This is a genomic window from Microbacterium sp. (assembly GCF_047607225.1).
GTDB lineage: Bacteria > Actinomycetota > Actinomycetes > Actinomycetales > Microbacteriaceae > Microbacterium.
Window position 1 is genome coordinate 59,287 of sequence record NZ_JASGDO010000028.1, and the last position, 12,104, is coordinate 71,390.

The following is a 12,104-nucleotide window of genomic DNA, read 5'->3' on the forward strand; positions in this document are numbered from 1 at the left end:
TCGGGGGCCGAACCTGACGGTTTTCTATGAGAGCAAGTTGCACAGTAAGCAGGAGATGCAGAGTGTGCAAATATTGCGGATGTGGCAAACCATCCGTCTCGTCTTCGTGAGCGCCAGCGGCTCGAGCTGCGCCGCGACATCCATGCCGCGCTCCTGGAGCTGAGCGCAGAGGTCGGATACGCCCAGGTCACCGTCGACCAGATCAGCACGCACGTCGGAATCTCGCCGAGAACGTTCTTCAATTACTTCCCGACCAAGGACTCTGCGGCCGTTTCCGACCCGCTCGGGACGCTGGACGAAGACGAGACCGCCCGATTCCTCGAGCAGACCTCGAACGATCCCCACACGGTGCTCGTCGAGCTCACCGAGACGCTCGTCGAGCACCTCGATCGTCACGAGCCGGACTGTGCCGACGTCCACGCCGTCCTCGCGCTCGCCCAGCAGAACCCGACGGTCTTCCAGGCACTCGTCGCGCAGCTGGACCATCGCCGCATGGAAATCACCGAAATCGTCCGGCGACGCCTCGACCCCACGGTCGATCCTCAACTGGCCGAGCTCATCGGCGCCCTCGCGATGGCGGCCGTGCGCTCGGGCGTGCAGGCCTGGTCGGAGGGCGGCCGGGCGCGCCGCGTTCGCAACCCCGGCTCGCCCGTCCCACACGTGCGCCATGCGCTCGATCTCATGGGCACGCTCATCCCGCGTGCCTGGCAGGCCCCGACGGCGTCTTCGACACCGTCCACGACAAAGAAAGAGCTCCCGTGAGCAAATCGACTGGCATCTCGGATGCCGCATCCGCCTCTTCGCCCGCGCGCGTCGACGCCCCCTACACCCCCGCCCCGCTCCCGAAGGGGTTCGGCTGGATCTACGCGTCGCTCCTCGTGACGATGCTTCTGGCCGCTCTCGATCAGACGATCGTGTCGACGGCACTGCCGACGATCGTCGGCGAGCTCGACGGCGTCGAACAGATGGCGTGGACGCTGACCGCCTATATCCTCGCGGCCACGATCGTCATGCCGATCTACGGCAAGCTCGGCGATCTCGTCGGACGCAAGTGGATCTTCGTCGGTGGCATCGTCGTCTTCGCTGCCGGCTCGATCGTCGCGGGAGCGGCGCACGACATGACGACACTCATCCTCGGACGCGGCATCCAGGGCCTCGGCGGCGGCGGCCTCATGATCATGTCGCAGGCGATCATCGCCGACCTCGTGCCGGCACGCCAGCGCGCGAAGTTCATGGCGCCGATCGGCGCCGTCTTCGGGCTGGCGTCGGTTGTCGGTCCGCTCGCCGGCGGCTGGTTCACCGACAGCGCCCACTGGCGCTGGGCGTTCTGGATCAATCTGCCGCTTGCCGCGGTCGCCGTCGTCGTCGCGGTCGTCGCGCTCAAGCTGCCGCACACGCCCACCCGCGTGCGCATCGACTACCTCGGCATCCTCACGATGGCCGTCGCCGTCACGGCGACCGTGCTCGTCGCCAACTGGGGTGGCACCGACTACGAGTGGAGTGACCCGCTCATCATCGGCCTCATCATCGCCGCGGTGCTCGGGTGGGTCGCGTTCTTCTTCGTCGAGTCGAAGGTGGCCGAGCCCATCATCCCGATCCGGATGCTGCGCAACCGCATCTTCGTGATGGGCACACTGCTCGGGATGATCGTCGTCGGCGTCGGCATGTTCGCGATCGTCGGCTACATGCCCACCTACCTGCAGATGGTCTACGGCACGACGGCGACCGAGTCGGGCCTCCTGCTCATTCCGATGGTCGCAGGCATGCTCCTCACCTCGATCCCCTCGGGGGTCGTCATCAGCCGCACCGGCCGGTACAAGCTGTGGCCGATCCTCGGTACGACGCTCGTGGGCGCGGCGGCCGTGCTGCTCTCGACCCTCCAGATCGACACGCCGCTGTGGATGCTCTCGACCTACCTCCTTCTCATCGGAGCGGGCATGGGCATGATGATGCAGACTCTCGTCCTCGCGGTGCAGAACGCATTCCCGATCTCGGAGGTGGGGACGGCGACCTCCGCCAACAACTTCTTCCGCGAGATCGGCGCGACGCTGGGCATCGCGGTCATCGGGGCGATCTTCACGAACCGGCTGACGGATGCGCTGACGTCGAACCTGCCGGGCTCTCTCGCAGACGGCAGTGCGTCGTCGTTGACCCCCGCGCTCGTGCACACGCTGCCTGCCGATGTCCAGGTGGCCATCATCGAGTCGTACCACTCGGCTCTCGTCCCGGTCTTCGGATACCTCGTGCCGGTGTTCATCGTGGGACTCGTCCTCGCGATCTTCCTGCCGGAGAAGCCGCTGGCCGAGACCAACGCCGATCAGGCCGAGGTGACGGCATGACCGTCGTGCTGTCCGCGACCGACCTCCACAAGACCTACGGGCGAGGTGTCGGGATCTTCGAGGCGCTCAAGGGCGTCAACCTGGAGATCGCCGCGGGGGAGAGCGTCGCAATCGTCGGAAAGTCTGGTTCGGGGAAGTCCACGCTCATGCACCTCCTCGCCCTCATGGATGAGCCGACCCGCGGCACGATCCGTCTGGAGGGTGCGGATTCCCGCACTCTCCGGGGGCGCGCCCGTAACCGTGCACGCAACAAGACGTTCGGGTTCGTGTTCCAGCAGTTCTTCCTCACCGCCAATCAGACCGTGCTCGAGAACGTCATGCTGCCGCTGAAGATCGCCGGCGTAGGTCGCAAGGACCGTCGGCGACGTGCAACCGCCGCGCTCGCGCAGCTCGGGATGGTCGACAAAGCCCGCAACAAGGCCGTGAACCTCTCCGGCGGGCAGAAGCAGCGCGCGGTGATCGCTCGTGCGCTCGTCAACGACCCGCGTGTCATCTTCGCTGACGAGCCGACGGGAAACCTCGACTCGGCGACAGGGGCAGCCGTCGAAGACATCCTCTTCGGCCTCAACCGCGACCACGGCATCACGCTCGTGATCGTCACGCACGACCCTGACCTCGCTGCCCGTTGCGACCGGCGCATCTACGTGAGAGACGGTCTGGTCCATGACGAGGAGGCGGCGGCATGAGAACTCTCGATCTCGTCGGCACCGCGATCGGCAACACCTTCCGCTCGAAGACACGCACGCTCCTCACGGTGCTCGCGATCTTCGTCGGCGCTTTCACCCTGACGCTCACGAACGGTCTCGGTACGGGGATCAACAACTACATCGACGACACGCTCTCCTCGATCGGCGCATCCGACGTGATGACGGTCACCAAGCAGGCGGAGACCACGACGGCCGACGGCCCACAGGAGTACGACCCGGACGCCGTCACCACTGCTCCCGGGCCCGACAGCGGGGGTGCGGGAGGGGGCGCCGGTGGAACGGTCGCCATCATCACCGCCGACGACCTCGACGACCTCGCCGCCGTCAGCGGCATCCTGCGGGTGGAGCCGGTGCGCTCGCTTTCGGTCGACTACATCCAGCGCGGCGACGGCACCCGGTTCGTGATCGGCGCCGGAACGATCGTCGCGGGGCAGACCCTGCAGTTGGCCGCGGGCGACGAGCCCGACGACGCGGCGGCAACCGCCGAACTGGCGATTCCCGTCGACTACGTCGACGCGCTGGGGTTCGACGATGACGCCGCGGCTCTGGGGGAGCGGGTCACGATCGCGGTGTCCGATGCGACGGGCCGGCAGCACACGATCTCGGCGACCATCACGGGGGTCGCGGAAGAGACCTTCGCGGTGGTGGGTCAGGCCGGCAGCCTCATTCCCAACGAGTTCCTCACCGATGAGATCTTCGGTCTTCAGCAGGAGGGACTGCAGGATGAGCAGCGAGACCGGTATCTGCAGGCGCGGGTGTGGTTCGACGCCGCGCAGATCGACGCACTGCAGGACGACCTGGATGCCGCGGGCTTCTCGTCGACGACGGTAGAGCAGCAACTCGGTGCGTTCACGACCGTCATCGACGGGATCGTGCTCGTGCTCAATGCGTTCGCCGTCATCGCCCTCCTCGCGGCCGCTTTCGGGATCGTCAACACACTGCTCATGAGTGTGCAGGAACGCACGCGCGAGATCGGTCTCATGAAGGCCATGGGGATGGGGTCGGGGCGGGTCTTCACGCTCTTCAGCCTCGAAGCCGCCTTCATCGGGTTCCTGGGCAGCGCGATCGGCGCGGGCATCGCGATCCTCGCCGGCACGGGGATCAGCTCGGCCCTCTCCGAGGGGCTGCTCGCCGATCTTCCGGGTCTGCAGCTGATCGCGTTCGATCCGATGGCGATCGCTTCGACGGTGATCCTCATCATGCTCGTCGCTTTCCTCGCGGGCACGCTTCCCGCACTGCGGGCGGCCCGTCAAGACCCCGTGGAGTCGCTCCGCTACGAGTAGCGACCCGATCGCCGGTGCCCCAGCAGCGGCGCGATGCGCGAGGCGCTCAGGACCGCCGGCACCTCGCGGCTCTCACCGGCGCGGGCCGAAGTGTGCCGCGAGGTCGTCGAGAACCTCCTGCATCTCCCGCAGTCGTCTGCGCCCGATGGACTCCGCAGCCTCTCGCGCCATGTCATCGAGGATTGTGTCGCACACATGCAATGCGCGTCGTCCGCGTTCGGTGAGGACGACCAGACGTGCGCGGCCGTCGGTGCGATCCGGCATGCGGGTGACATCTCCCGATCCCTCGAGGTCATCGATGAGCTGGGCGATCGCCTGCGGAGTCATGCCCAGGCGCACCGCGAGATCTTTGGCGCGCACCCCGCCGTCGGCGAGCGCCTGGAACAGCGCGGCGTGGCGGCGTCGTAGCTCTGGGTAGCCCGCCTGCGCGAAGCGGTCGAGGAGTGCCCGCTCGCTCATGCGAGCGACGGCTCCCAGTTGGGACACGAGCCGCCGTTCGCTGTCGTCGAGGTTCACGCGAACACGCTATCGCCCCGCCGTCGCAGATAGTAAAGTTACTTGTCTAAGTGTCCCGTTCATGTACTACAGGAAAGCCGGTCGCAGATGACCACGTACGACGCTCTCATCATCGGTGCAGGAAACAACGGACTTGCTGCCGGAGTGCATCTCGCGACCAAGGGGTGGAAGGTCGCGGTCGTCGAGTCTCGCGACGTTTCCGGTGGGGCTGTGAAGTCAGCCGAGCTGACGCTGCCGGGCTATCGCCACGATCTCTATGCGATGGGCCTCGGCCAGTTCGCGGGTTCGGCCTTCCACGCCGACTACGGCATCGACCTCGCAGCGCACGGCCTCGAGTTCGCTCAGACCACCCACTCCTACGCGAGTGTCTTCCCGGACGGCACGCGCATCGGCGTCAGCACCGACGTCGACGAGACTCTCGAGCAGATCGGGGCGCTCTCGCCGTCCGATGCGGCCGCCTGGGGTGGTCTGCTGAAGGAGTTCGGCGAGAAGATCCCCTTCATCGGTGGGGTCATGGCCTCTCCCATGCCGTCATGGACCGACGTGCTGATCGGCGCGGGCATCCTCCGCAAAGGCGGCGTGGGTCTCCTTACTGACCTCGGTCAGATGTTCCTTTCGTCGGCGCGCGACTTCCTCGACAGGCGGTTCGTCGACGACCGAGTGAAGACGACGATCGCCGCGTGGGGAGCCCACGCCGACTTCGCTCCCGATATCGCGGGAGGTGCCGTGTTCGCCTTCCTGACCGGGATCTCCAGCCACCTGCAGCCGATGATGATCGGGCGCGGAGGCGCGGACTCGATCATCAGGTCGATGGAGTCGCTCTTCCGGTCGCGGGGCGGCGAGATCATCCTTGGTGAGAGCGTCGTCGAGGTGCTCACCGAGGGCTCGCGGGCGACGGGTGTGCGGCTCGCGGGCGGACAGGTTCTGTCGGCCTCGCGCGCCGTCATCTCCAACGTTCACCCCAAGCTCCTCGTCGAGGATCTTCTGCCCGCCGGTTCGGGGAACGCGAAGTTCGACGACGCGCTCGAGAAGTTCCGGCCGGGCCCGGCCACCATGATGGTGCACCTCGCGCTCGACGCGCCGCTGGCGTGGAGCGCTTCCGAGGATCTCGCCTCCTACGCGTACGTGCACATCGCTCCGAGCCTCGACGCGATGAGTCGTGTCTACAACGAGGCGATCGCGGGTCTGCTCCCCGGCGAGCCGATCCTCGTCGTCGGTCAACCGACGGCATTCGATCCGTCTCGCGCGCCCGAAGGCAAACACACCGTGTGGGTGCAGGTGCGGTTCTTGCCGCAGGAGATCTCGGGCGATGCCGCTGGCGTGATCGACGGCACGAGTTGGGATGCCGTGAAAGAGCAGTACGCCGATCGCGTCCTCGACCTGATCGAGCGTTACGCTCCGGGAGTCTCCGGGCACATTCTCGGCCGTGCGGTGTTGTCGCCCGCAGATCTCGAGCGAGACAACGTCAATCTCATCGGTGGAGACAGTGTGTCAGGGTCACATCACCTCGACCAGTTCCTGCTCTACCGACCGGCGCCCGGTTTCTCCCGGTACCGGACACCCATCAAGCGGCTCTACGTGGTGGGCGCGGCCACCTGGCCCGGGGCGGGTGCGAACGCGACGTCCGGCTATCTGCTGGCGAAATCGCTCGCGAAGTAGTCGGGTCGACGGGCTCAGGCCCGGGCGAGGGTGATGAGGAGGCGGTCCCAGTCTTTCGGGGATCCACCGCGCTGAACGGTGCTGTTGGCCAGGATGAGCGCGACGAGGGTGTCTTCGTCGAGCAGAGGGGACGCGCCGTGGTCTCGGGCATCGGCGATGAGTCGGCGCCCGAGACCGATCACTTCTTGGCAGGTGCGCGCCGCGTCGGCGGGGAGTGAGGGGAGGGTTGCCAGCGCATCGGAGAGCAGTCGGTCGGACGCCTGCACGGCGAAGACCTCGTGGAGGTAGCGTTCGACCCGTTCACGCGGGTCGTCGGTTGTCTCGGCCGCGATTCTGATCCGTGCCAACTGTGCGGCGGCCGCGCCGGGAAGGATGTCATCGATGAGGCGGTCGCGGTTGCCGAAGTGGTTGTAGAGCGTGCCGATGCTGACGCCGGCTTCGCGCGCGACATCGTCCAAGGGTGCGTCGATACCGCGCGACATGAACACGCGCAGAGCCGCAACGCGAAGCAGTTCCGCGTTGCGACGCGCGTCGCTGCGGGTGGGGCGGGACATGAAACCTCCTAAAATGAGGAATATCCTCAGGTTAACCCGGTTGCATACCAAGACACCTAACCAAGGAGCAGAAGATGACCGAGATCAACAGTGGACGGCGGCTGCGAATCGACCTGTGGGCCGATGTCGTCTGCCCTGCATGCTACGTGGGAGACAACCGGCTCCAGCGCGCGATCGACGAGAGCGGGCGCGCCGAGGACATCGATCTCGTGCTCCACGCGTTCGAACTGCATCCTGAGACACCGGACGAGATCCTCGACAACAGCGAGGTTCTCGCGAACATGATGGGCCGGACCGTCGCCGAGGTGGAGGTGGGGGAGGAGCGCTTCGCCGCCGTCGCCCGCGCGGACGGGCTTCCGTTCTCGGTGCGACGAGGGCATCGCAACACGAAGAGCATCCACCGGATGATCAAACTCGCTCAGCAGTACGGCGCCGGCCTTGCCGTCATGGATGTCGTGCAGCGTGCAGCCTTCGCGGGCGACTACGACGCATTCAGCGACGAGTTCCTGGTGACTGCTGCCGTCGATGCCGGTGTGCCCGTCGACGAGGCGCGCGAGACTCTGCGCACCGACCGCTTCGCGGACGACGTCGACGCCGACCGCGTCGCCGCGATGCGCCTCGGCGCTCGGGGAGTGCCGTTCGCGGTCTTCGACGACCGCTTCGCCGTGCCCGGCGCCGCGACCGTCGACGGCTACCGAGAGGCCATCGAACAGGCCTTCACCTCTCCGGTAACGGCATGAGCGCCGCCCTTCCGGTGATCGGTGGGGGCCTCTCCTGCGCGCCCGATGACGCGTGCGTGTGGGATCCCTCCGCGTCCGCATCGCCGGCGCCCACTGCCGACTCTCCCCGTACCGCGACTTTCACCGACACGAAACAGAAGGAAGAGAACCCATGAGCACGATCACCGTCATCGGCGGAACCGGATACGCCGGAGGCCACATCGTCGCGGAGGCAGGTCGTCGTGGCCACCGCGTCGTCGTCGCGAGCCGCAGCGCGAAGGCCCCTGCTACGGGCGCACCCCATGGTGTCGAGTACCTTCCCCTCGATGTGCTCGACGCGACCCAGCTCGCGGCGGCGATCTCCAGGAGCGATGTCGTCGTCTCGGCGCTCTCGCCGCGGGCGGGACTGGACGGGGCGCTGGGAGCTGTGAACCGCCAGATCGCGGATCTCGTCAGTCGCCACGGCGCGAGGCTCCTGGTCGTGGGCGGATTCAGCTCGCTGCGGCGAGAGGCCGATGGCCCGCGCGTCATCGACGAAGGCTTCGGCCCGGGCGACGTCGTGCCCGATGCCGAGGTCGCCGCCCTCATCAGCGAAGCGACGCAGATGAATGCGATCCTGCACGACCTCATCTCCCGAGACGACGAGCTCGACTGGACGTTCGTCTCGCCGGGCATGGAGTTCGGCTCTCATGTGCCCGGAGAGCGCACCGGCGCGTACCGGCTCGGCACCGACGGTCTCGTGCTGGTCGATGAAAACGGCCGCTCCGCGATCGGTGGCGCGGACTTCGCCGCGGCCGTGCTCGATGTGATCGATTCCGACCGGGCGCATCGCGGTCACTTGGCCGTCGCCTACTGACGACACCGCTCTGCTCCTCGTCGATCTTCAGGAGTCCTTCCGTCAACGGACGGAGGACTGGGTCACGACAGCGAACCCCCGCGTCCTCGAGAACCTGGCGACACTTCTCGAAGTCGCGCGGCGGAGAGGTGACGTGATCGTGTGGGTGACGCACACCGAGCCGGGCACTGCCGGGAACTTCGATCCGGAGTCGGGCTTCGTGCGCGTGCTCGACATCCGGTATCCCCGCCGGCGAGGGATACGACGCGGTATCGGGCGAGAGCCTGATGCGCAGGACCGAGACCGTGTTCGGCGGACGAGGGTTCGCCTCGATTCGAACGACGGCGCAGTGCGCCCGTGGTCAGTGTGTGCGCGGGGGGCACTTGCGCTGGGCGGTGCAGGCTTTGCTCGACGGACGGCGCTGCACCACTCACCACGACATCGAGCGGAAGCTGGCTCGACGGCATCCGCGGGCGCGCGTCGTGCCGGACGTGCTGTTCACCGAGGCGACGGGGCTGACTCCCTTGCGATACCAGCAGATGATTCGTCGGGAACGTGCCGAGCACCTGCTGGCGCAGGGTGCGACCATGGAGGCCGCAGCACGCGCCGTGGGGTTCGAGGATGCACGGATGCTGCGACGACTCCGGCAGAGCGCCGCCACCGGAGCATCCTGAGTTGAAGCGGAAAGACGTCGACCGAGGCGGCCCCGACCGCACGAGGCCATCTCGTCCGGTACCGTCCACAGTGACGCCGATCGCCGGACCGGCCGTGGCGGCGGCATCGTTTCCCGAGTCGAGGAGTGACCAGATGACCGAATTCGCGCGCCGCGTCGACGCCATCACGATCGAGCGCCTGCGGTCGACGGGCGCCACGAAGTGGACAGCGGATGACGGCACGCTGGGCGCCTTCGTCGCCGAGATGGACTTCGGCATCGACCCCACGATCACCGCAGCGCTCCACCGTGCGGTTGACGACGGTTCGTTCGGATACCTGCCGCGTGGCATGTCCACCGATCTCTCGGAAGCGACGGGCGAGTTCCTCGAGCGGCGGTACGGCTGGGAGGTCGCGGCATCCGACGTCTTTCCGGTGCCCGACGTGATCATGGCGCTGGAACTCGCGATGGAGCATTGCTCCGCGCCGGGGTCGAGGATCATCGTGCCGACGCCGTCGTACATGCCGTTCCTCTCGGTTCCGCCGCTGCGCGGGCGTGAGGTGATCGAGGTTCCTCTGGTCGTGCGCGACGGTCGATACGAGTTCGATCTCGAGGCGCTGCAGCGTGCCTTCGACGACGGCGGCAACCTCCTCCTGCTCTGCAACCCCTACAACCCTGTGGGGCGCGTGTTCCGCAGGGAGGAACTCGTGGCGATCTCCGAGGTGGTCGAGCGCAACGGCGGACGAGTCTTCTCCGACGAGATCTGGGCCCCGCTCGTCTTCACCGGCGCGACCCACATCCCTTACGCCACGGTGTCGCCGGCGGCGGCCGAGCACACGATCACCGCGATGAGTGCGTCGAAGGCGTGGAACCTGCCGGGGCTGAAGTGTGCCGAACTCGTGCTCTCCAGCGATCGCGACCGCGCCGTGTGGGAGAGGATCGGGCCCTTCGCCGGTCACGGCACGAGCAACCTCGGCGCGATCGCCAACGCCGTGGCTTTCCGGGAGGGCGACGTCTGGCTCGCCGACCTCGTGCCGTATCTCCAGCAGAACCGCGACACGCTCCTGAGCCTGCTCGCCGAAGAGATCCCTGACGCGTGGATGCCGAGGCCCGAGGGAACCTATGTCGGGTGGATCGACTTCCGAAACGTCGGTATCGGCGATAGGCCCGCGGAGTTCTTCGCCCGTGAGGCTTCTGTCGCGTTGACCGAGGGATCGATGTGCGGGGTCGCCGGCACGGGGTTCGCCCGGCTGATCTTCGCGACCCCGCGGCCGATCCTCGAGGAGATCGTCCGACGGCTCGGCCGGTCGCTGCGCGAGAAGAGAAAGGGCGCAAAGTGACGTCTCAGGTATCGCCGGCTCCACGCGACGATCTCGGCGGTGCGGCGCCGAATCAGGCCGGCGCCGCAAGCGACCTGGGTGACAGCCCGCGTCTCGTGCTCGCTCGCTACATCGACGCCACCAACACCCACGACTTCGACGAGGTCGCGCAGGTCCTCGCCACGAACGCCGTGTACTTCTTCGGCGATGCCACGTGCCGGGGCGTGCGTGAGGTGCGGGAGTACTTCGAACGCACATGGCGGGCGATCCCCGACGAGATCTACGCAGCCGAAGACGTCTCGTGGGTGGCTGAGGGCTCGGATGCCGCCGTGGCCACCTACACCTATCGGTGGAGCGGCACGATCAATGGCGCTCCGGCTTCGGGGTCGGGGCGTGCCACCAACGTCTTCAGACGGGCGGATGAGGGGTGGCGCCTTGTCCATGAGCATCTGAGCGGCGCCCCGTGAGTCGCGTCGAGGTTCAGTCGCCGCTCTCGCCACTCGTGCCGTCATCGTTGTGGCCGGCCTATCATCGTGTGGCCCGTGACCCCGCGGCGACTACGCCGCTCCGCCACCCCGGGGCGCTGCCGTCACCCGGTGGGCTCAGCGCGCTCGCGTCGATCCCGGACGTCTGGAGGAGCCAGGAGATGAGCGAGTTGGAGTTCCACATGTCTCCGATGCCGAAGGCGTCTCGACCCCACACCAGACGCGGCGTCTCCGCGGCACGGGTGAGGAGTGCGCGGGCCTCCGCGGGGGAGAGCGGGAGCCGGGTCGGTGGTGCGACCGCCCACGCGGTGTCGGGGATGGTGCCGTCTGGCCAGCAGCGGATCTCGTAGCGGAAGAACCGCGACGCGCCGAGCCACCGCGCGCCGACGGGCCCGCCGGAGACGACACCGCGGGGGCCGGATGGTCCACCCCACGCCGGCGTCATCTCGATGACGTATCGTGCGCCCCCGTCGACGACCTCCAGCGCGGCGTGGAAGAGCGGTCGCGGCGGCCGATGGTCGCGGCGGGCGCGGAGGGATTCCCACCACTTACTCGTGTGGATGACGACGTGCCCGCCGGCTCCCACCGGTAGCCACCACAGGTCCACAGAAGTACTCACGAACGCCCCCGCCGCGGACGAGGTTCCCGTGGGGCGACGGCGTGCGCGAGAGGAGAGAGTCCCACGCTGGAAGGGTATCGCCGCGTGCGTCCTCGACGCGCGGCTCATGACGCCCCGACCACCGCCTGGATCTCGCGGATCGTCTCACCCAGCATCCCGGACGCGAGGAGACCTTTGCCCAGCGGCCCGGCGGAGTCACCGCCGAGATGAGGCAGCCTGCGCAGGGCCGCCGCTGCCTCCGGGGCGAGTTGCGACAGCTGCCACCGAATCTCCGACCGCTGCGCATCGGGATCATCCGCCCGAGCCAGCGTGACGGCCTTCACGGCATACGCGGCGGCCCCCAACGCGTGCGCGCCCATGTGGGCGACGCCGGCGGCTTGAGCGGCCGCGCGAGCGGCGGCCATCGCGGCGGGGGTC

At 67.7% G+C, this 12,104-nt stretch carries 14 protein-coding genes; 10 read left to right on the plus strand and 4 right to left on the minus strand.

The features are described 5' to 3' along the window. Positions 1-81 precede the first annotated feature (81 nt). Genes QM591_RS04935 through QM591_RS04950 form a run of 4 tightly spaced genes read left to right on the plus strand, consistent with a single transcriptional unit; the run spans position 82 to position 4,329 of the window. A complete protein-coding gene (locus QM591_RS04935) occupies positions 82-762 on the plus strand; it encodes a TetR/AcrR family transcriptional regulator (protein WP_415130193.1) in 681 nt (226 codons plus the stop codon). Beyond that, entirely contained in the window at positions 759-2,339 is a 1,581-nt protein-coding gene (locus tag QM591_RS04940; protein WP_415130195.1) for an MDR family MFS transporter, read from the plus strand. The genes QM591_RS04935 and QM591_RS04940 overlap by 4 nt, the downstream gene beginning before the upstream one ends. Beyond that, positions 2,336-3,025: an ABC transporter ATP-binding protein gene (locus QM591_RS04945; protein WP_415130197.1), complete on the plus strand. Its 690-nt coding sequence runs from the start codon at positions 2,336-2,338 to the stop codon at positions 3,023-3,025. Before QM591_RS04940 ends, QM591_RS04945 begins: the two co-directional genes overlap by 4 nt. Further along, positions 3,022-4,329 (plus strand): ABC transporter permease, encoded by a 1,308-nt coding sequence (locus QM591_RS04950; RefSeq protein ID WP_415130199.1) that lies wholly within the window; start codon positions 3,022-3,024, stop codon positions 4,327-4,329. Before QM591_RS04945 ends, QM591_RS04950 begins: the two co-directional genes overlap by 4 nt. Positions 4,330-4,401: 72 nt before the next feature. On the opposite strand, the gene QM591_RS04955 is transcribed toward QM591_RS04950, so the two are convergent. After that, on the minus strand, positions 4,402-4,845 hold the full coding sequence (locus QM591_RS04955; protein WP_415130201.1) for a MarR family winged helix-turn-helix transcriptional regulator: 444 nt from the start codon (positions 4,843-4,845) through the stop codon (positions 4,402-4,404). Positions 4,846-4,932: 87 nt separating this feature from the next. Between QM591_RS04955 and QM591_RS04960 the strand changes: the two genes are divergently transcribed. Next, positions 4,933-6,504 carry a phytoene desaturase family protein gene (locus QM591_RS04960; protein ID WP_415130203.1) on the plus strand — a complete coding sequence of 524 codons (1,572 nt, stop codon included), beginning with the start codon at positions 4,933-4,935 and terminating at the stop codon, positions 6,502-6,504. 14 nt (positions 6,505-6,518) lie between these two features. Here QM591_RS04960 and QM591_RS04965 read toward each other — a convergent pair whose 3' ends face one another. Next, complete coding sequence (locus QM591_RS04965) at positions 6,519-7,058, minus strand: TetR/AcrR family transcriptional regulator (RefSeq protein ID WP_415130205.1); 540 nt, start codon at positions 7,056-7,058, stop codon at positions 6,519-6,521. Between the two features lie 74 nt (positions 7,059-7,132). On the opposite strand from QM591_RS04965, the gene QM591_RS04970 reads away from it, so the two are divergent. The 5 genes from QM591_RS04970 (at position 7,133) to QM591_RS04990 (ending at position 11,050) form a co-directional block, all read left to right on the plus strand. Further along, complete coding sequence (locus tag QM591_RS04970; protein ID WP_415130207.1) at positions 7,133-7,798, plus strand: DsbA family oxidoreductase; 666 nt, start codon at positions 7,133-7,135, stop codon at positions 7,796-7,798. A 151-nt stretch (positions 7,799-7,949) separates the two neighbouring features. Next, on the plus strand, positions 7,950-8,633 hold the full coding sequence (locus tag QM591_RS04975) for an NAD(P)-dependent oxidoreductase (RefSeq protein ID WP_415130209.1): 684 nt from the start codon (positions 7,950-7,952) through the stop codon (positions 8,631-8,633). A gap of 461 nt (positions 8,634-9,094) precedes the next feature. Next, positions 9,095-9,286 carry a helix-turn-helix domain-containing protein gene (locus QM591_RS04980; RefSeq protein ID WP_415130211.1) on the plus strand — a complete coding sequence of 64 codons (192 nt, stop codon included), beginning with the start codon at positions 9,095-9,097 and terminating at the stop codon, positions 9,284-9,286. Positions 9,287-9,419: 133 nt separating this feature from the next. Then, positions 9,420-10,604 (plus strand): MalY/PatB family protein, encoded by a 1,185-nt coding sequence (locus tag QM591_RS04985; RefSeq protein WP_415130213.1) that lies wholly within the window; start codon positions 9,420-9,422, stop codon positions 10,602-10,604. Beyond that, complete coding sequence (locus QM591_RS04990) at positions 10,601-11,050, plus strand: YybH family protein (protein ID WP_415130215.1); 450 nt, start codon at positions 10,601-10,603, stop codon at positions 11,048-11,050. Before QM591_RS04985 ends, QM591_RS04990 begins: the two co-directional genes overlap by 4 nt. Before the next feature lie 61 nt (positions 11,051-11,111). Here the strand turns inward: QM591_RS04990 and QM591_RS04995 are convergent, their stop codons facing one another. Beyond that, positions 11,112-11,687 carry a hypothetical protein gene (locus QM591_RS04995; protein ID WP_415130217.1) on the minus strand — a complete coding sequence of 192 codons (576 nt, stop codon included), beginning with the start codon at positions 11,685-11,687 and terminating at the stop codon, positions 11,112-11,114. A gap of 104 nt (positions 11,688-11,791) precedes the next feature. After that, positions 11,792-12,104, minus strand: a 313-nt coding sequence (locus QM591_RS05000) for a putative immunity protein (RefSeq protein WP_415130219.1), incomplete at its 5' end; no start/stop codon positions are given.